We start from the raw sequence: 20081 nt of genomic DNA, 5'->3' as shown, positions 1-20081 counted from the left end.
AGCTCCATGCGCCATCAGTTCGACCTTTTTGCTCTTTCCCCAGCGGAAGGAGAGGAACGGGCAGAACTGCGCTCTGCCCGCACCAAACCCGGCAAGACGACCGGCATCGATGAAGCGGAGATGGTGAAGCGACTGAAGGACAGCGGGCGTTACCGCATCTTGCAGCGGCTCGATCCACCACCGACAATACCGGATGCCGACCGGATCGCCTTTCCGCGACTGGGCGTCGTCGTCGACACGGAAACAACCGGCCTCAATCCCGCGCAGGAAGAAATCATCGAGATCGGTGCGGTTGCCTTCCGCTATGCGGACGACGGTTCCATCGGCGATGTCTGCGCCACATTCGGCGCGCTACAACAACCCTCCAAGCCGATCCCCGCCGACATTACCCGCATCACCGGCATTACCGACGAGATGGTGAAAGGCCAGACGATCCCGCGGGAAAAGCTGGACGCACTCATCGCCGAAGCCGATATTATCATTGCGCACAATGCAGGTTTCGACCGCCCGTTTCTCGAGCGTTTCTCAATCGCTTTCGCCAACAAGCCTTGGGCCTGTTCAGTCAAGGAGATCGACTGGACCGCACGTGGTTTTGAAGGCACCAAGCTTGGCTACCTGATCGGCCAGAGCGGCTATTTCCACAACGGACACCGGGCCGAAGATGACTGTCAGGCCCTGCTCGCGGTGCTGAAGGAGCAGTCGGCCGAAACCACGCCCTTTGCCGAATTGCTGAAGGCAAGTCAGCGCGCGCGGATGCGCATCTATGCTGAAAACAGCCCGTTCGAAATGAAGGATCACCTGAAGGCACGCGGCTATCGCTGGTCGGATGGCACTGACGGACGCCCGAAATCATGGTGGACGGAAATCGGCGAAGAGGAGCTCGAAGCCGAACTCGAATATCTTCGCACCGAGATTTATGGATGGCGCGATGCCGATCCGCTGATCCAGAAGCTCACCGCCATGGACCGTTACAAGGAACGTACGCCGCTTCGCCCGAAGAAATAACAGCTCCCACATCCCGAGCGCCCGCCCCATCTCCCCCATCCTGAGGAGGTGACCCTGAGCTTGTCGAAGGTCACCGTCTCGAAGGGTGAGGAGAAGGTGGGACAAAACTCTAACCTTACCGCTCGCACCCCTCGCCCTTCGAGACGGCGCTTCGCGCCTCCTCAGGATGAGGGATGCGTTTGGCGATCAGGCGAGAACCGGCCATGGCTTCTGCGCTGGCCGCATATCTTCATAAGCTTTGGCGAGGCGCAACACACCCAGATCATCGAAACGCTGGCCGAAAATCTGCAAGCCGATCGGCAGGCCCGTCGACGTATAACCGCAATTGATCGAGATCGCAGGCTGTTCCGACATGTTCATCGCCACGGTGAAAGCAATATGCTCGAACGGACGCTGCGGATCATTGATCGGAGACGCCCATTCCGCCGGATAGGTCGGCATTGGAGCAGTCGGCGAAATGATGAAGTCGAAATCCTTCGATGCGGCGAGCGCCGCATTGCGCATCGCGTCCATCTGCGCGAAGCCGAGATAAACTTCCTCGCCGGAAAGTCCTTCCGCCGTCTCGGTCCATTGATAGATGTAAGGCAGAATCTTCGCACGGTTTTCCGGCGTCATCTTCTTGATGTCCGACCATGAACGCGCACGCCAGAAGCGATCCAGACCGTCGATCATGGTACGGTTCACGAACGGCGCCACCGGCTCGATAATCGCGCCTGCATCAGCAAAAAGCTTGGCTGCGGCTTCTACGGCAGCGCGGGTTTCATCCCCCGTCGGCTCGCCGAAACCGGCATCAAGCCATAGACCGATCTTCAGGCCCTTGACGTCGATATCGAGGTTCATCCAGTCGATATCCTGCGGGGGCAGGCTCATGCCGTCGCGGCGATCCGGTCTCGACAGAACCGACATATAAAGCGCGCTATCGGCAACCGTGCGGGTCATCGGCCCGGCAACGCGACCAAGGAATGGCGGATCAATCGGAATGCGCCCGAAGGACGGTTTTAGGCCGACAAGACCGCACCAGCCGGCAGGCAGGCGAATGGAGCCGCCAATGTCGGTGCCAATGTGCAACGGGCCATAACCGGCCGCACCGGCGCTGCCAGCACCGGCACTTGAACCGCCCGGATTGGTGTTGAGGTCCCACGGGTTGCGCGCAAGCTTATGAAAGCTCGACAGGCCCGACGACAACATGCCGAGATCGGGCATGGTCGTCTTGGCGAGCAGCACGCCGCCAGCCTCGCGGGTGCGCGCCGCTGGCGGTGCATCAGCGGCGGCAGGCTTCAGCGGCAGCGCCGCGCAGCCAAGCGGAACAGCTGTCCCTTCGGTCGCGATATTCTCCTTGATCGTCAGCGGCACACCATCGATGGGACCGGCGGGCTCACCCTTCGCCCAGCGTGCTTCCGAAGCCTCGGCTGCCGCCCGTGCCGCATCTGGATCATAAGCCCAAAGCGCATTCAGCTTCGGCTCATAGGCTTCGATGCGCGTGATGACAGCTTCCGTGACCTCGACCGGCGAAAGCGACTTCGCCTGATAGGCGGACACGAGTTCGACGGCTGACAAATCGGCTAGATTCGACATTGGATATTTCCTCAAATCACTCAGGCAATTTCAGTGTGGAACTTGGACGTCGCGCGCGCTTGCGGCGACCGGAGAAAGGCTTTGGTACGGCGTCGACCAGCGCGCGCGTATACTCATGCTGTGGATTGTCGAAGACCTCATTCGTCGGCCCCTGCTCGACAATATTGCCGCGATAGATCACCGCAACGCGGTCGGTGATGGCGCGCACAACGCCGAGGTCGTGGCTGATGAAGAGATAGGAGAGACCGAACTTCTCCTGCAAATCCATCATCAGGTTCAACACCTGCGCCTGAATGGAAACGTCCAGCGCCGAGACCGGCTCGTCGGCGACGATCAGCGCCGGTTTGGTGATTAGCGCGCGCGCAATGGCAATGCGCTGGCGCTGGCCACCGGAAAACTCATGCGGATATTTTTCCGCAGAGGCTTTGGGCAAGCCAACCGCTTCCAGCACTTGCGCCACGCGGTCGTCGCGGTCTTTGGAACTGTTATCGCTTTCCAGCGACACAATCGGCTCGGAAATGATGCGCTTGACCGTATGGCGCGGATCGAGCGAACCGTAAGGGTCCTGAAAGATCGCCTGAAAACCCTTGCGTGCCTCGCGCAGACCCGAACGATCCAGCGCATAGATATCCTGTCCGTTGATGAGAATCTGTCCCGATTGTGGACGTTCCAGCCCCATGACGGCGCGCGCCAGCGTGGATTTGCCTGAACCGCTCTCGCCGACAATGCCAAGACTTTGACCTGCTTCGATCTCGACATTCACACCATGCAGAACGCGCAAAGCACTCGGCTTGGAAAAAAAGGATGCACGCGGAAGCTGATATTCGCGCACGACATCACGCACCTGCAAAATCATCTTGCTCATAACACCACCTCACCGTCTCGCGGGTGAATACAGGCGGCGCGATGCGCAACGCCGTCATTGTCGGCGATGAAATCCAGCCCCGGTATCGCCCTTCGGCAATCGTCCTGCACGAAGGCGCAGCGGTCGGCAAAGGTGCAATAAGGCGGGCGCGCCAGCGGATCGGGCACGACACCAGGAATGGCAGCAAGGCGCTGGCGTCCCGTGCCGTGGCTGCGCACCAGCGCTGCACCGTGCGGCGAAGCCTGGAACAGCCCGCGGGCATAAGGATGCGCCATACGATTAAACACCGCTTCCGTGCGTCCGGTCTCGACGATGCGACCAGCATACATGACCGCGATGCGATCAGTCATTTCTGACACCACGCCGAGGTCATGGGTGATGAGCATCAGAGCTGTGCCGGTTTCGTCGATCAACTCATCCATGAGATCGAGAATCTGCGCCTGAACGGTGACATCGAGCGCGGTTGTCGGCTCATCGGCGATCAACAAATCAGGTTCGCAGGCAATCGCCATGGCGATCATCACGCGCTGGCGTTGCCCGCCGGAAAGCTGGTGCGGGTAGAGATCGAGATTGAAACGCGGTGTAGGCAGCCCCACGCGATCCAGCAACTCACGTGCCTTGCGTTCGGCATCGACACGGCTTTCGCCCAAATGCAGACGACGACCTTCGGCAATCTGCGCACCGATAGTCTTGACCGGATTGAGCGCGGTCATCGGTTCCTGGAAGATCATCGCCATGCGCCGTCCGCGCATCCTGCACAGTTCGGCTTCCGGCTTGCTTGCCAGATCTTCACCGTCGAAACGCAGCGTACCGCGCACGCGCATCCGGTCAGGCAGCAACCCCATGGCGGCAAGGGCGGTAATCGACTTGCCACTGCCGGACTCACCCACCACTCCGAGGCGTTCACCGCGATTGAGCGTCAGCGTAATATCGGACACGATATCCGCAACCTTGAGACCGATAGGCAATTCAACGGACATATTGTCCATTTCGAGCAGGGGTGTCGTCATCTCTGCCTCCTGACGCGCGGATCAAGCACATCGCGCAATCCGTCGCCCAACATATTGAGGCCGAGCACGGCCAGCGTAATGGCGAGGCCAGGGAAAATGGCGAGCCATGGCGCGTCATAGATGAAGGTCTGTGCATCGTTGAGCATCTTGCCCCAGCTCGGCATCGGCGGCTGGGTGCCAAGCCCGACATAGGAAAGGCCCGCCTCGGCAACGATGGCGAGCGCGAACTGGATCGTCGCCTGCACGATCAGCACATGGTTGATGTTGGGCAGCACATGCAGAAGCGTGATCGACACATCGCCACGCCCAGCACAACGGGCTGCCTGCACATACTCCCGCTTCCACAAGCCCAGCGATGCGCCACGCGTCACACGCGCAAAGACCGGGATATTGAAGATGCCGATGGCGATCATCGCATTCACCGCGCCGGGGCCGAAAACCGCCGTGATGATTACCGCCGTCAAAAGTGCAGGAAAGGCGAAAGCCAGATCGGTCATGCGCATAACAAAGCCGTCCACCATGCCGCCGCGCGCAGCCGCGAAAGCGCCAAGCGGAATGCCGATCCCGGCACCAACCAGTACAGCGATAATTGACACCGCGATGGAGTTGCGCGCGCCGACCATAATCATGGAAAACACGTCCCGCCCGAAATTATCCGTACCGAACAGATGGCTGAAACTCGGCCCCTGCAGCTTGTCACGGAAGTTCATGGCGGTTGGCGAATAAGGCGTCCAGACATAGGAGATGACGGCCATCGCAACCAGAATGATCGTGATGAGAGAGCCGACCGTCAGGCTGCGGCTGCTCAACATCGTTCTGAACACGCCTGGTTTCGGGAGAACCTGCGTTTCGCTCATCGGCTGCCTCCCGTCGAAAGGCGCGGATCGATGAAGCCATACACAAGATCGACAATGAAATTGACGGCAATCACGGAAGCGGCAAGCAGCGTCACCAGTGACTGCACAGTGACGAGATCGCGTTGCGCGATGGCCTGAAACACCAGCCTTCCAACGCCGGGCAGATTGAAGACATTTTCGATGATGATGGTTCCCGCCAGCAGAAAGGAGAATTGCAGGCCGATGATGGTGACAACCGGGATCAGTGCATTAGGCACCGCATGACGCCAGAGCGCGGCTTTGCGTGTCAGGCCCTTGGCGCGCGCGGTCCGTACGAAGTCCTCACCCAGCGTTTCGATGACGGCGGATCGGGTTACACGGGCCAGAATGGCGGCAAGCGGCAGCGCAAGCGCCAGTGCTGGCAGGAACAGCGAACGGATGCCATTCCAGAAACCACCTTCCCAGCCCGCGAAACCCGAAGCCGGGAACCAGCCGAGCTGCAAGGCGAAGAGCAGGATCAAAAGCAGACCGAGCCAGAAATTCGGGATGGCGACACCGACCTGTGCCACACCCATGGAGAGCACATCGCCTGTCTTGCCGCGCTTGGAAGCGGCGTAGACACCGACCGGAATGGCGACCGCGACCGACAGCACCATGGACAGAAGCGCCAGCGGCAGCGTGACCATGATGCGTGGTCCGAGCAATTCGCTGATCGGCACGGAGTATGTGTAGCTCGTGCCGAAATCGCCTTTCAGAAAGCCGCCAATCCACGAAAGATAGCGCCACCAGAGCGGCTGATCGAGGCCGAGCTGCTTGTGAAGTGCTGCCAGCGTTTCAGGCTGCGCATTGATGCCGAGGATAACTGCTGCGGGATCACCCGGCAGCACCTGCATCAGCAGAAAGACGATGACGGAAGCCGCAAGCGTCGTCAGCAAGAGCGAGACCAATCGCCCGGATATGTAAGCCAGCAAAGCGACCTCCTTGAAAAGACGGATATCCGCTTTCCACATTCCAACTCGCCGCACGCCCTCCCCTTATCTTTATGGGGTGCACGGCCATTCGTGTTGTTTCCCGCCCCTTTGCCTGCGCGCCGGGGCGGAGTTCTTTTTATTCAGCCCAATAGGCTTGCGTCAGATCATCAGCCGGGATCGGCATGTTCTTCCACAGACCCTTGACGTTCTTGTTCCACACACCGATTTTCGGCAGCGCATAGAGGAAGATGTTCGGCTCGTCAGCAGCAAGTTTTTCCTGCAGCTTCTTTACGAGTTCGAGCTGTTCCTCGTCGCTTCCGGCCTCGGCATAGGCCTTGTAGAGCGCCTTATATTCCGGGTTGTTGTAGTTGAAGTAGTATTTGTCGCGGGCATAGATATCGAGATCGCGCGCTTCGGTATGAGCGATGATCGTCGCATCGAAATCCGACCGCTTGAACACCTGGTCCAGCCACTGCGCAAACTCGATCGGTACGAGATTGGCCTGAATGCCGACCTCGGCCAGCATGGCTGCAATGATCTCGCCGCCGCGGCGCGCATAGGCCGGTGGCGGAAGCGTGATGGTGATCGACGTGCCCGCCGGAACGCCAGCTTCTTCCAGAAGCTGCTTGGCCTTGGCCGGATCATACGGATAGGTTTCCGACAGATCGATATAGCCCGGATCAACCGGCGCATAATGCGAGCCGATTGGCGTACCGAAACCGGAATAAACGCCTTCGATCAGCGCTTTGCTGTCGATGGCATGGGCCAGCGCCTGACGCACCTTCAGATTATCGAAAGGCGCCTTGGCATTGTTGAGCGACAGCAGAACCTTGCCTGCCGTATCGCCCACTTCGACCTGAAGCTTGTCGTCGCTCTTGAAGCGGCTGATCAGCTCCGGCGCCTGGAACATCGGGAACACGTCGATGTCACCGGCAAGGATCGCAGCGGCAGCAGCCGACGGATCGCTGACGAAGCGGAACGTAACAGCGGAGAGCTTTGCAGGCTCGCCCCAGTAATCCGCGTTACGCTCCAGCTCAACGCGATCGCCCTGCACCCAGCGCTTGAACTTGAACGGCCCCGTGCCAACCGGCTTGGTCTTGTTGTCTCCAGCCGAATTCGGCGCGACCATGACCGCATCGCCCCAGCCCATATTGAACAGAAAGTTCGAGGTTGGGCGCTTCAGCGTGACAACGGCGGTTGCGGGATCAGGACACTCTGTGCTCGCAATCGGTTCAAACAGCCCCTTTTGCGCATTGGTGGAATCCGGAGCGACGGCGCGTTCATAGGAGAACTTCACGACCGAGCAGTCAAACGGCGTGCCGTCATGAAACTTCACGCCTTCACGCAGCTTGAACGTATAGGTCTTCTTGTCGTCGGAAACGGTCCAGCTTTCGGCCAGAAGCGGCTTCACCGTGCCGTCCTCAACAATGCGCACCAGACCTTCATAAAGGTTGGCATAGGTAACCTGCCGGATACCGGCGGCGGCATTGGCAGTCGGGTCCAGACCCGGCGGCTCCAGCACTTCGCCGACCACCAGCGTATCTTTTGCGAATGCACCGTTGATCGATGCCAGCATCGCGGCTGTTATCAGCCCGGCTTTCAGCAGTTTACCCATTGTTCCTCTTTGGCTCCCCTTGCCTCTTTTTTAAATCGAGCGCCCGCCATCCACGTCGAGCGCAACCCCGGTAATCATAGAGGCAGCAGGCGAGCAAAGGAAAGCCGCAGCTTCAGCCAGATCGTCGGGTTTCAACAGGCGGCCCATCGGGATGGAATCGCGGAACTTCTTGCGGATTTCCTCGGTGTCCTCGCCCATGAATGTGGTGAGAAGCGGCGTTTCACCTGCAACAGGGTTCAGCGCCACGACGCGGATTTTCGCAGGCGCCAGCTCGATAGCCAGCGCTTTGGTCACGGAAACGACCCAGCCCTTGGTAGCATTGTACCAGGCGAGATTCGGACGCGGGCGACCAGCACCGGTCGAAGCGACGTTCAAAATAACGCCTTCGCCATTACCCTTGAAATGCGGAATTAGCTTGCGCGTCATGAGATAAACACCGCGTACATTGACGCCGAGAATGCGGTCGAACTCGTCCGGCTCAACCAGTTCGGCATTTTGCGGCTTGTGGCCGATCCCGGCATTGTTGATCAGAATATCGACCTTGCCGAATTTCGACAGAGCAGCTTCCACCGCTGCATCGACATCGGCTTCGTTGGAAATATCGGCAGCCACAGCCAGCGCCGCATCGCCGATTTCGCCTGCGACGCGCTCAGCGCCTGCCTTGTCGCGGTCTACGATGACGACCTTCGCGCCGCCGTCAGCAAATCGCTTCGCCATGCCTTCGCCAAACCCCGAACCTGCTCCCGTGATGAGCGCGACCTTACCTTCAAGCGACACTGCTATTCTCCCAAATGCTATTTCTAACCGTGCCAGACCGAGATGGTCTTCAGCGAGGCAAACCCGTAGAGCGCCTCAAAACCCTTCTCGCGACCATGGCCGGATTTCTTCACGCCACCGAACGGCAGCTCGATGCCGCCACCGGCACCGTAATTGTTGATGAAGACTTGACCGGAATGAATGGCATGCGCCAAGCGGAACTGACGCCCCCCATCATTGGTCCAGATGCCGCAGACGAGGCCATAGGACGTGCCATTGGCAATCGCGATGGCTTCTTCTTCGGTATCGAAAGGAAGAATGACCTGCACCGGGCCGAAGATTTCTTCCTGCGCCAGACGATGATTGGCAGGCACGTCGCGGATCAGGGTCGGCAGGACATAGGCCCCGCCTTCCGGCGCTTCTTCCGCCAAAACGCCTTGCGCAGCAATTGCCAGACCGCTCTCTTTCGCAAGATCCAGATAGCCGTCAACAATCGCCTTCTGGCGCTGCGACACCACTGGGCCAACAGACAGATCGGCACTGGCCGGACCAACCTTCAATGCGCGATAGCGCTCACTCATACGCGCCACAACATCTTCATAAATGCTGCGCTCGACCAGAATACGTGATGCCGCCGAACAGGTCTGACCGGCATTCTGAATTCCCGCATTGACCAGAAACGGCAAAGCGCGGTCGAGATCGGCATCGGCGAAAACGATCTGCGGCGATTTTCCGCCAAGCTCCAGCGTCACCGGAACGGTGTTCTTGGCTGCTGCGGCCTGCACAGCCTCGCCCGTGCGCACCGAACCCGTAAACGAGATGTGATTGACGTCTGGATGTTCGGAGAGCGCCGCTCCCGCTTCTGCACCAAGCCCGGTCACGACATTGAGCGCACCCTTCGGCAGACCGGCCTTTTCGGCAATTTTTGCAAATTCCAAAATGGTCAGGCAGGCTTCCTCAGCAGGTTTGACCACGGCTGCATTGCCCATGGCAAGCGCTGCGCCAAGGCTCCGGCCCAGAATCTGCATCGGATAGTTCCACGGAATGATATGGCCCGTGACACCATGCGGTTCATAGATCGACAGGACCGTAAAGCCGTTCTGATAGGGCAGCGTATCGCCATGGACCTTGTCGGCGGAAGCGCCATAGAATTCGAGATAGCGCGCCAGCGCCACCACATCCGCGCGGGCCTGTGTGACCGGCTTGCCGACATCTTTCGATTCCAGATCGGTTAGAAGGTCGATGTTCTTCAACACTTCTTCCGAAATGCGGTGCAGCACGCGACCGCGCTCGGTCGCGGTCAGCTTGCCCCAGTCGCCGGAAAGCGCCTTGCGGGCTGCTGCTACAGCCTGATCGATATCGGCCTTGGTGCCGCGCGCAATCAGCGCCAGATCGCTGCCATCGGACGGATTCTTGACGGTGATATGCTCGCCGCCAGCCGCATCCTGCCACTGACCCGCGATAAAATTGCCGTAACGGAGCAAGCCCGCTCCTCCCGTCTGGTTCTCATGCTTCATCTTCATTCTCCCGAAGAGGCTGTTCCGCCTCCAATCTTGCAGTGGTGGCGCGGATATGCGCCCGCGCCAGCCGCTCAGCCTGCTCGCCATCGCGCGCGGCAATGGCCTCAACAATCGCGCCATGTTCGCGGATTGCATCGCGTGCACGATCTACCGATAGCGAAAAGGAAGGCGCGAAAACCTGCGATGTCATGCGCAACAGCGGCACGAAGGCAATCAGCGAGGCGTTGCCCGCCGTGTTCATCACCGCCATATGAAAATCGACATTAGACTGGGTATAGGCTTTGGCATCCCACGGATCGACGACCGTGCCCTGACCTGCAACATGGGCACGCAATCTGGCGATATCCGCATCGCTCGCCCGCTCGGCGGCAAACCGCGCGGCCACACCGTCTAGCACTTCGCGCACTGCATAGGCATCGATCAGGCGCGTGAGATCGGCGGATGCGACACGCACCCCCCTGCCCGGCAGGTGAATGACCAGCCCGTCACGCTCCAGAACGCGCAAGGCTTCACGCAGGGGCGTGCGGCTGATGCCAAACTCTGCTGCTATATGTTCCTGCCGAAGTATCGCGCCTGGCGCATAGTCACCAGCATAGATTCGCTCGCGAAGTGCCTCTGCCACTTCGTCCAGCAAACGGGTCTGACTGCGCCATTCAAAAGCCGCCAATAGAAAAGCCTCCCAACTTTTCTGGACACAATATCCTGGATACAAAATCAGTCAATCTGAAAACGAACGTGCTTTTCAGAAATTAAAAAGAGAATGAAAGACCGGAAATTGCGTGAACAGCGCTCAAAACGATACAAAGCGTCGTGTCGAGAATATGCATCTGGGGCGTTTATCGGTGTTCTTTCGGAAGAGCCCTCACCCGCCGACGGTTTCCGCTAGCATCTCGGCAAGCTGACGGATTTGGTCGGGGCCATTGTCCATATGCCGGATGACAATTTCCATCGGCTCGACGGACGGCAATCCTGCAGCGACAGGCACCACCTGATGACCGGGAAGTGCTACACGCGTCGGCAGCAGGCTGACACCCAGCCCCTCAGCGACCGCACTTTGAATACTCGCCAGACTGGAACTGGTGAAAACCACGTGCCAGCGCCTGCCTACACGATCGAGAGCCTCCATCATGTCGCTGCGATAAAGCCCGTTTGGCGGGAACACGACAAGCGGCAGCGGATCGACATGGGAAACGGGAAAATCGGCGCTATCGAGCCAGGACAGCGGTTCTGGCCAGTGCATGGTCCCCATCGTTTCGCCGCGCTTCTGTTTCACCATGACAAGGTCGAACTCACCGGTCTCGAAACCTTTCTGCAGGTCTCGGCTGAGGCCGCTGGTCACCTCGAGTTTCGTGTTCGGATGTGTGCGCATGAAGCGCGCCAGCGCAGGCGTAACCAGCCGTGAGGCGAAATCTTCCGGCAGGCCGAGACGAAACACGGCAGCAAGCGCCGTACCAGTCATCGCGGCCGCGGCCTCGTCATGCAGGTGCAGGATACGGCGCGCATAGCCCAGCAGCTTTTCGCCTGCATCCGTCGGGCGCACATCATGCCGGGCACGTTCCAGAAGCGCCTGTCCGGCAGCTTCCTCCAGCCGTATGATCTTCTGACTTATAGTCGATTGGGTCGAGTGCAACTGCAAGGCCGCAGCCGTAAAACTGCGGCTGTCGACGACAGCTATGAAGGCCCGCAACAGATCGAGATTGAAAGAAGTATTCATAAATCCACTGGTTGTCAGTTCAACATTTAATTTCCGAATATGCCACCCTGCTTGTATGAACACAACAAGCAGGAGAACCAGCCGATGCGTCAAACAATATTCAGCTTGAGTGCCTTGGCATTGATTGCAGGAACGATAGTTATGACCGAACCGACATTGCAGGGCCACAACGCCGCAGCCCATGCCCAGGCCGAAACGTCTCTTCTTCAGGCCGCAGCGGCTGGCGATCTGGCTGCGGTCACCGCAGCCATCAAGGCAGGAACAGACCTCGAAGCGCGGGGCAAGAATGGCGAGACGGCACTTCTTGCCGCAACCCATGCCAACCACGTCGATGTCGCCCGTGCACTCATTGATGCAGGCGCCGACGTCAATGCCAAGGATGCCAACAAGGACAGCCCCTATCTTTATGCGGGCGCACGCGGACACCTCGAAATCCTCAAGATGACGCTTGCGCACGGTGCTGACCTGAAGAGCACCAATCGCTATGGCGGAACGGCACTCATTCCCGCCTCCGAACGCGGACATGTCGAAACAGTGCGCACGCTGATCGAGGCTGGCGTCAAAGTCGATCACGTCAACAATCTTGGCTGGACGGCGCTTCTCGAAGCCATCATGCTCGGTGATGGCGGCCAGCGCCATGTCGATATCGTAAAGCTTCTCATCGATGCCGGGGCCGACGTCAATCTGGCAGATAATGACGGCGTCACGCCGCTTCAGCATGCCCGCAGCCGTGGCTATGCGCCGATGGTGGCCCTGCTGGAAAAGGCGGGTGCGAAATGAGCCGCGACAGCACATTTCTCGATCAGGCTATCAAGCTCGCCTTCGACAATGTCGAGCAAGGCGGACGCCCGTTCGGTGCCGTGGTCGTCAAGGGTGGCAAGGTCATCGCTACAGGCGTCAATCGCATGCAGGCCGATTGCGATCCCACTGCCCATGCCGAATTGCTGGCGCTGCGCGCAGCGGGCAAGACGCTGCAATCGCCGCGTCTCGATGGCTGTGAAGTCTATGCCAGCGGCCAACCCTGCCCCATGTGTTTTGCCGCAATGCGCATGGCAGGTGTTGAAAAAATCCGCTTCGCCTATTCCAATGAACAGGCCGAACCATTCGGCCTTTCGACCGCGAAAATCGCAGCTGAACTCGCCAAGCCTCTCAACGCGCAGACCGGAATCAGCTTCGAGCATTCCCCGCCGGAAAAAGATCCTGAACTCTACGAGGTCTGGAGCATCAAGAACAAGGCAGGCGCCTGAAATATGCAGACCACCACCCATCCGGCAACCGGTAGCAAGCAAGCTGCAAACGTTGCCCTCATCGCGCTCGTCGTCCTGATCGGCCTCAACCTGCGTCCGTTCCTGACCGCGCCGGGACCGGTACTTTCGAATATCGCAGCCGATACCGGAATGGGCTTTGGTGCGCTTTCCCTGCTCACCTTCCTGCCAATGATGCTGATGGGGCTTGGCGCTTTCGCGGCTCCGCGCATCCAGTCGCGGTTCGGCACCCGGCGCAGCATGTTCGCAGCACTTGCCATTCTTGCAGCAGGCTCCCTCCTGCGCGGCTTTGTGCCGGACGGCGTTTCGCTGGTTCTGACCGCCGTACTGTGCGGCGCAGGTGTTGCAATGATTCAGGCCTTGATGCCGGGCCTTATCAAGGCCAATTTCCCGTCAAGCATCGCCACTGTGACCGGGCTCTATTCTGCCATGATCATGGGCGGCGGCGCTCTCGGCGCGCGGCTGACGCCATGGCTTGCGGGCAGCCAGCATAACTGGCGCTTCGCCCTTGCCGTCCTTGCAATCCCCGCTGTTCTCGCCTTGCTGACGGCTATACCCATCCTCCGTGAAACGTCATCGCCGGGCAAAAAATCCGGAATAACCGGGCACCTGCTGCGACGACCTCGTACCTGGGTGCTGATGGCTGCTTTCGGTCTCGTCAATGCGGGCTATTCGTCTATGGTCGCCTGGCTTGCTCCCTATTACCAGTCGTTGGGTCTTCCGGCCTCCGCCACCGGTAATCTCGTCGCGGCGATGGCAGTTGCCCAAGCTCTTGCAGCCTTCGGACTGCCGCTCGTTGCCCGCCACAGCACCGACCGCCGCCCATGGCTGCTGCTGACATTGGCCATGCAGGCTATTGGCTTCGCAGGCCTTGCCTTTGTGCCGCAGCTTTCGCCCTTCTTCTGGTCCGCGATCTGCGGCGCGGGTCTCGGCGGCAGCTTCGCCCTTGCGATGATTACATCGCTCGACCACCTGCCCAGACCGGAAGAAGCCGGCGCTCTCGCGGCCATGATGCAGGGCGGTGGCTTTCTGATCGCAGCTCTCGGCCCGGTCGCGACCGCTTTTCTACATAGCTTGACCGGTTCGTTCGCGTCGGGCTGGATCATGCATCTCATTCTGGTCGCAAGCATCTGTCCGCTCTATATGAGCTTCAATCCGCGCAAATATGCGCATGTCATGAAACTACCGGTTCAGGCGGAAAGTGGCACACAATAGCGTTACCCGACCAGTTTTTGGCCTGAAAACAGTTTTCGTCCGGCAATTTTCGGCTAGATAGCTTGCTGACCTTCCCAATACGGTTAAGGTTGCAGCAATATTGTCGTTTAGAGCGCGTTTCGATCTGGCTGAATCAGATCGGCGCTCCAACTGTTTTTTTGACGCGCATCGTATCCGAGAACCGTTTCATACTTTTCGGGATGCGCTCCATTTGCGGCACCTGGAGTGGTTCCAGCTATCATGGAATCGTCAGGACCGCACGGGTTCCGAGTACGGTATAAAATGAAGCACGAAACCGCGATTCATCAAGGCACGTCCGTCGCTCCGGACGGTTTGCCCAAGCCGAGAATTTATTGGGCATGGGCAACCCTGATGGTCGGCCTTACACTGGCCGTGATCGATGGCACCATCGCAAATGTCGCCCTCCCGACCATTGCCGCCGATTTTTCGGCTGGTCCTGCAGCCTCGATCTGGATCGTCAACGGCTATCAGCTTGCAATTGTGGTCACCCTGCTTCCATTAGCGGCACTTGGCGAAATCTATGGCTACCGGCGCGTCTATCTCGGCGGCGTGGCATTATTCACCGTCGCTTCCGTCGCCTGCGTTTTCTCGCGCTCACTGGAAGCGCTCACTTTCGCCCGCATCATACAGGGGCTGGGTGCAGCGGGCCTGATGAGCGTCAACACCGCCCTTCTGCGCTATACGGTGCCGCAAGCAAAATTCGGCACGGCCATCGGCCTCAATGCACTCTTCGTCGCCGTTTCGTCGACCATCGGGCCGACGCTTGCGGGCGTCATGCTGTCGTCCCTCAGTTGGCCCTGGCTCTTCGTCATCAATATCCCACTCGGCGTTGCTGCCGTCGTGATGGGCCTCAAAAGCCTGCCCGAGAATGACCGCTCTGCGCGCAAGTTCGATGTGATCAGCGCCATTCTGTCAGCACTCACCTTTGGCCTTCTGATCACAACCATCGACAGTGCAGGCAACGAAATCGGTTCTTCGGTCGTACTTTTGCAGGCAGTAGGCTGTGTAGCCGCAGCTGTTCTCCTCACACGGCGATCGCTGCGCATGGCCGATCCGCTGCTGCCGCTCGACCTCTTGCGCATTCCCGTTTTCACGCTTTCCATCTGCACTTCGATCATGTCGTTTCTGGCGCAGATGATGGCGTTCATTTCGCTGCCGTTCCTCTTTCAGATCGTCTTCGGCTTTAGGCCGATCGAAGTCGGTTTCCTGATGATGCCCTGGCCCATTGCGCTTGCCATCGTCGCACCGCTTTCGGGCAAGCTGTCCGACAAGCACTCGCCGGCGATTCTGGGCCTGCTTGGCCTCATCACATTCGCTATCGGCCTTGCTCTGGTCGGCATGCTGCCGGAACATCCGTCAATCTCGGATATATGCTGGCGCATGGCAATTTGCGGAATTGGTTTCGGCCTCTTTCAGGCACCGAACAATCGCATGATGATTACCTCGACACCGCGCTCACGCAGCGGGGCCGCAAGCGGCATGCTGGGCACGGCCCGCCTTCTCGGCCAATCGCTGGGTGCGGCTTTCGTCGCCTTTCTGCTGTCGCAATGGGGCGTGGAAGGAACGCCCTATATTCTTTTCTTTGCATCCGGCTTCGCGCTGTTTGCCTCGCTGATCAGCGTCACGCGCCTTGGCCGCTGACTTCATCCACAGCTTTGGAGAGAGCCGGAAAATATCTTGCACAAAGAAGCAAATTTCCCTGTTGCAATCTCCGAAGCGTTGGTCCATATAGCGCCTGCCTGACGGAAACGAACGGTTTCCGGAATGACTGGCGCGAGCGGGTGTAGCTCAGGGGTAGAGCACAACCTTGCCAAGGTTGGGGTCGAGGGTTCGAATCCCTTCGCCCGCTCCAGTTTTTCTTCAAATCAGATTTTACGAAGGCTGCCGACAGGCGGCCTTTCGTGTTTCAGGGCACTGTTTCTAGATGTGGATCATGGCTAGAGCAGCTTGAACGGCAGGCCCGAAACAAGCGCTTTTATATAGCGCTTCTTCTGAAAATAGCCGTTGAGTGAGATACGCGGAATCGCTGCGGCTGGCATCGCGCCCGTTTGCTGCAGCACACCGGGCTGGGTAGTCACACCCACATCGAAACCGGCTGCGGATACCGCCCCGATCTCACGTTCGCCAACTGCCGCCTTCCATCCATATGGATAGGCAAAGGATCGCGGCCTGTAACCGGCATAGCGTTGCACCGATTCGGTCGAATCAGCGATTTCCTTTACCAGCCGCTTGTCGTCGACACGGCGCAGATTAACGTGGGTGACGGTGTGCGCTCCAAGATGCACAAGCGGATCAAGCGCAAGGCTGCGCAACTCCGATGGGTTCATCACCGATTCATCAACAAGGGAAATTGCGTCGATCCCGACCGTCTGTGCTGCTGCATCTATGCGGGCGACTGCCTCGTCTTCATCGAAACACTGCATGAACTGAACGAGCCGGGCAAAGGCCGCTGATTTCTGGTTCGGGCTTTCAGAGCGGACCTCCAAAATACCGCCGCCAAAGTCGAACTGGAAACTGTTGGCCTCCGTCACCAGAGCCGCAATAGTCCGCCACCACATGGACCGCTTGCGTTCCACGAAGCCGGTTGTGATGAAAATCGTGTAGGGAATGCTGTATCGGGCAAACACCGGCGCCGCGAATTCAGCATTGTTCCGATAACCGTCATCAAGCGTGAAAGCGACATATTTCCGGGTATCGGCTTGCTCGGAAAGTAACCTCGGCAAGTCATGCAATTGCACGGGCAAAAGGCCCGCTTCCAATGCCGCTTCTATCGCCATTTCAAGCGTGTGCGGCGTAATTGAAAGAATGGCGTTCGGGTCCGACTGATCGGTCGCATCTTCCGGTTTGACGTGATGCATCGTGAAGACGACGCCGCGCCCACCGGCAGAAGGGAAAAGCGCCGACGCGCCGGAAAAGGCGATAGCCTCCAGCCCTGCACGGATCAGCGGATATTTCAAACTGCCCTTTATCGACCGCAGCGACATCTTCTCGAATATACTTCCCCCGAAGGCCAGACCTGGCAGTCGATAACGCGCCAGCCGTGAACCCCACTCGCCTATAGCAATTTCATCTCCCCGCGTGAATTGCTTTCGCCGCATCTTATTCCTAGAGCGCATTTCGATCTGATTGAATCAGGTCGGCGCTCTGAATATTTGTTTTAAAGCGCATCATATCCGAAAACCATTTCACACTTTTCGGGATGCGCTCTAGCAAAAGGGCCGCACGCAAAGCGTACGACCCTTTATCAATTTGTTAGTCAGATTGAATAGTTCAAAGCGAAGTCGAGCTCTTCCACCAGTCGGTTCCGCCATCATGCGCATATTGGTCAATTTCAGCCAGTTCCTCAGCGCTGAATTCCAGTCCCTTCAGAGCTCCCAAAGAGTTTTCAAGCTGTGCGACCGAACTTGCCCCGATGAGCGAAGAGGTGACGCGCGGATCACGCAGCGTCCAGGCAATCGCCATCTGGGCCAAAGTCTGTCCGCGACGCTCCGCAATGGCGCTCAATGCGCGGATGCGACCCAATAGCTCTTCGTTCTCAGCGCTGGCTTTCAGGGAGCCACCCTGATTCGCCCGCGCTCCCTCCGGAATGCCCTTCAGATAACGTGATGTCAGCAAACCCTGAGCCAGTGGCGAGAAGACGATGCAGCCGGTGCCCAGTTCATCCAGCGTATCGAGAAGCCCGTTCTCAATCCAGCGATTGAACATATTGTAATTCGGCTGGTGAATGAAAAGCGGCACGCGCTCTTCCTTCAGGATCGCCGCCGCCTTCAGCGTCAGTTCCGGAGAATAGCTCGAAATACCGACATAAAGCGCCTTGCCCTGGCGATGCAGATGCGCAAGCGCTCCCATCGTCTCTTCCAGAGGCGTCGTGGCATCGACACGGTGCGAATAGAAGATGTCGACATAATCGAGCCCCATCCGCTTCAGCGACTGATCGAGACTGGCGATCAGATATTTACGGCTGCCGCCAATTCCGCCATAAGGCCCCGGCCACATATCCCAACCGGCTTTCGACGAAATAATCATCTCATCGCGATAGGGCCGAAAATCACTGGCCATGATGCGACCGAAATTTTCTTCGGCAGACCCGGCAGGCGGCCCATAATTATTCGCCAGATCGAAGTGGGTTACGCCCAGGTCGAAGGCGCGACGGAGAATCGCGCGACCGTTTTCATAGACATCCCGGCCACCGAAATTGTGCCAAAGGCCAAGCGATATGGCTGGCAAATCGATGCCGCTCCGGCCGGTACGGCGATAGATCATATCTGACTGGTAACGATCAGCCGCTGCAGAATAATGCATGACACATCTCCATGAGTGAAATGGTTTGACCACGCATGGAAGGCAGCGCCAATCCCATGCATAACAGGTGTGGCGCATATTTGATCCCGATGGGAAGCTGGTGCAACGCTAATCTATTGACCGCAACTCAACGAAAGAATGACAGATACTCAACAAAACCGTCAGGGCGATGCGACCTCCTCTGCGACGACCAATTTCGTAAGACCCTGATCCTCCCGGATAATATCGATCAACCGCCGCAAACCGGATGGCACCTGTCGTCTGCTTGGATAATACATGGTCAGAGGCGGACCTTCCGAAGCCCAATCAGGCAACACGGCTTTTAACGCCCCCGTATCCAGGTAATTTTGGACCAATGGCTCCAGACAATAGGCAAAACCGATACCGCCAAGAGCGGCCTCGACTGCCTGCTCGGTCTCATTGGCACAAATCGGGCTCTTCACATCGACCCGGCGCAAGGAAGCTCCGTTTCCGAGCTCCCACGCGTAGCGGGAATTGTCCCCGAGCCTCGTCTCTATGCACGGCAAATGGAGCAGATCATCCGGCGTTTCGGGGCGCCCTACCCTCGATATCAGAGCAGGAGAACCGACCACGATCCATTGCAAGGGACCGGTCAACGCAACACCAATCATATCTTGCGGCACCCGGTCGCCATAACGAATCCCTGCGTCGAAGCCCTCGGCGACGATATCGACCATCTGGTCATCTATAGTCATATCGAGATGCATATCGGGATAGGTTTGCGTATAACGTGGCAGGATAGGTGCAATAATCAGCCGAGCAGCATCACGTAACGCGTTGAGCCTTATGCGCCCCGACGGAAAGTCGCGCTGGCTGGTCAGCCTCTCGACGGCCTCCCCTATCGCCCTTAGACCTATTTCGAGTTGAGCTGCGAATGCAGCGCCTGCATCGGTCGGCGTGAGCGAGCGGCTAGTGCGATTGAGCAGCCGCACACCGAGCTCGGCTTCGAGTTTTCGCAAGCGATGGCTTATGGCGGATGTTGTGACGCCGAGTTCGTTAGCGGCCTGTTTGATGCTCTGGCGCCGCATGATGGTGACGAATATGTTGAGATCAGCCAGTATCGAGCGGTCGAGGTTCACCATTGTCTTCCTTCGATGAGCACAGTGTCTGATAGCTCAAACGGGCTGGTTTGTCGCTATTCTGGGTGGTTGGAAGTTTTTGGGTGGTTAGAGCGCGTTTCGATCTGATTGGATCAGATCGGCGCTCTAAGCTTTTCTTTCCAAAGCATAATCTTATCGATCCTCGTTTCACTCCGGTCGGATTATGCTCTAAACGCCAAAACCCCGCAGCCTAGGCTACGGGGTTTTGTTAATTTGGTTGCGGGGGCAGGATTTGAACCTGCGGCCTTCAGGTTATGAGCCTGACGAGCTACCGGGCTGCTCCACCCCGC

The 20081-nt window shown here is 58.4% G+C and carries 18 protein-coding genes, 1 tRNA gene and 1 pseudogene; 6 read left to right on the top strand and 14 right to left on the bottom strand.

What is annotated here, in order from left to right:
- Window positions 1-6 precede the first annotated feature (6 nt).
- Window positions 7-1005, top strand: coding sequence for a 3'-5' exonuclease (locus HWX93_RS04550; RefSeq protein WP_176036650.1), 999 nt, complete (start codon window positions 7-9; stop codon window positions 1003-1005).
- Window positions 1006-1191: 186 nt separating this feature from the next.
- On the opposite strand, the gene HWX93_RS04545 is transcribed toward HWX93_RS04550, so the two are convergent.
- The 10 genes from HWX93_RS04545 to HWX93_RS04500 all read right to left on the bottom strand — a co-directional run bounded on the left by HWX93_RS04545 (window position 1192) and on the right by HWX93_RS04500 (window position 11867).
- The gene (locus HWX93_RS04545) at window positions 1192-2580 is read right to left on the bottom strand and encodes an amidase (RefSeq protein ID WP_176036649.1); all 1389 of its coding nucleotides are present in this window, start codon (window positions 2578-2580) and stop codon (window positions 1192-1194) included.
- 16 nt (window positions 2581-2596) lie between these two features.
- On the bottom strand, window positions 2597-3445 hold the full coding sequence (locus tag HWX93_RS04540; RefSeq protein WP_176036648.1) for an ATP-binding cassette domain-containing protein: 849 nt from the start codon (window positions 3443-3445) through the stop codon (window positions 2597-2599).
- The gene (locus HWX93_RS04535; protein ID WP_176036647.1) at window positions 3442-4455 is read right to left on the bottom strand and encodes an ABC transporter ATP-binding protein; all 1014 of its coding nucleotides are present in this window, start codon (window positions 4453-4455) and stop codon (window positions 3442-3444) included. Before HWX93_RS04535 ends, HWX93_RS04540 begins: the two co-directional genes overlap by 4 nt.
- Window positions 4452-5312, bottom strand: coding sequence for an ABC transporter permease (locus HWX93_RS04530; protein WP_176036646.1), 861 nt, complete (start codon window positions 5310-5312; stop codon window positions 4452-4454). Before HWX93_RS04530 ends, HWX93_RS04535 begins: the two co-directional genes overlap by 4 nt.
- Window positions 5309-6262: an ABC transporter permease gene (locus tag HWX93_RS04525; protein WP_176036919.1), complete on the bottom strand. Its 954-nt coding sequence runs from the start codon at window positions 6260-6262 to the stop codon at window positions 5309-5311. The genes HWX93_RS04530 and HWX93_RS04525 overlap by 4 nt, the downstream gene beginning before the upstream one ends.
- A gap of 136 nt (window positions 6263-6398) precedes the next feature.
- A complete protein-coding gene (locus HWX93_RS04520; RefSeq protein WP_176036645.1) occupies window positions 6399-7877 on the bottom strand; it encodes an ABC transporter substrate-binding protein in 1479 nt (492 codons plus the stop codon).
- 30 nt (window positions 7878-7907) lie between these two features.
- The gene (locus tag HWX93_RS04515) at window positions 7908-8654 is read right to left on the bottom strand and encodes a glucose 1-dehydrogenase (RefSeq protein WP_176036644.1); all 747 of its coding nucleotides are present in this window, start codon (window positions 8652-8654) and stop codon (window positions 7908-7910) included.
- A 23-nt stretch (window positions 8655-8677) separates the two neighbouring features.
- Entirely contained in the window at window positions 8678-10150 is a 1473-nt protein-coding gene (locus tag HWX93_RS04510) for an aldehyde dehydrogenase family protein (protein ID WP_176036643.1), read from the bottom strand.
- A complete protein-coding gene (locus HWX93_RS04505) occupies window positions 10140-10820 on the bottom strand; it encodes a GntR family transcriptional regulator (protein WP_176036642.1) in 681 nt (226 codons plus the stop codon). Before HWX93_RS04505 ends, HWX93_RS04510 begins: the two co-directional genes overlap by 11 nt.
- A 195-nt stretch (window positions 10821-11015) precedes the next feature.
- Entirely contained in the window at window positions 11016-11867 is an 852-nt protein-coding gene (locus tag HWX93_RS04500) for a LysR family transcriptional regulator (RefSeq protein WP_176036641.1), read from the bottom strand.
- A 141-nt stretch (window positions 11868-12008) separates the two neighbouring features.
- Between HWX93_RS04500 and HWX93_RS04495 the strand changes: the two genes are divergently transcribed.
- The 5 genes from HWX93_RS04495 to HWX93_RS04475 all read left to right on the top strand — a co-directional run bounded on the left by HWX93_RS04495 (window position 12009) and on the right by HWX93_RS04475 (window position 16220).
- On the top strand, window positions 12009-12647 hold the full coding sequence (locus tag HWX93_RS04495; protein ID WP_235969067.1) for an ankyrin repeat domain-containing protein: 639 nt from the start codon (window positions 12009-12011) through the stop codon (window positions 12645-12647).
- Window positions 12644-13114, top strand: a complete 471-nt coding sequence (locus tag HWX93_RS04490) for a nucleoside deaminase (protein ID WP_176036639.1) — start codon at window positions 12644-12646, stop codon at window positions 13112-13114. The genes HWX93_RS04495 and HWX93_RS04490 overlap by 4 nt, the downstream gene beginning before the upstream one ends.
- 3 nt (window positions 13115-13117) lie before the next feature.
- Window positions 13118-14347: a cyanate transporter gene (locus tag HWX93_RS04485; RefSeq protein ID WP_176036638.1), complete on the top strand. Its 1230-nt coding sequence runs from the start codon at window positions 13118-13120 to the stop codon at window positions 14345-14347.
- 282 nt (window positions 14348-14629) lie between these two features.
- Window positions 14630-16009: an MFS transporter gene (locus HWX93_RS04480; protein ID WP_176036637.1), complete on the top strand. Its 1380-nt coding sequence runs from the start codon at window positions 14630-14632 to the stop codon at window positions 16007-16009.
- Between the two features lie 136 nt (window positions 16010-16145).
- A tRNA-Gly gene (locus tag HWX93_RS04475) sits at window positions 16146-16220 on the top strand.
- 85 nt (window positions 16221-16305) lie between these two features.
- Here HWX93_RS04475 and HWX93_RS04470 read toward each other — a convergent pair.
- From HWX93_RS04470 to HWX93_RS04455, 4 genes and pseudogenes are all read right to left on the bottom strand, one after another.
- Window positions 16306-17352, bottom strand: coding sequence for a polysaccharide deacetylase family protein (locus tag HWX93_RS04470; RefSeq protein WP_176036918.1), 1047 nt, complete (start codon window positions 17350-17352; stop codon window positions 16306-16308).
- A 286-nt stretch (window positions 17353-17638) separates the two neighbouring features.
- Window positions 17639-18670, bottom strand: a complete 1032-nt coding sequence (gene mgrA / locus HWX93_RS04465) for an L-glyceraldehyde 3-phosphate reductase (RefSeq protein WP_176036636.1) — start codon at window positions 18668-18670, stop codon at window positions 17639-17641.
- A 161-nt stretch (window positions 18671-18831) separates the two neighbouring features.
- Window positions 18832-19773, bottom strand: a complete 942-nt coding sequence (locus tag HWX93_RS04460) for a LysR family transcriptional regulator (RefSeq protein WP_176036635.1) — start codon at window positions 19771-19773, stop codon at window positions 18832-18834.
- An 85-nt stretch (window positions 19774-19858) separates the two neighbouring features.
- Window positions 19859-19942, bottom strand: a pseudogene (locus tag HWX93_RS04455) (invasion associated locus B family protein); the annotation flags it as partial.
- Window positions 19943-20081 lie beyond the last annotated feature (139 nt).

Source organism: Brucella tritici, assembly GCF_902825325.1.
Classification (GTDB): Bacteria; Pseudomonadota; Alphaproteobacteria; order Rhizobiales; family Rhizobiaceae; genus Brucella.
Note: the sequence above shows the minus strand (reverse complement) of the source record. Positions and strands in the feature narration are given on the sequence as shown.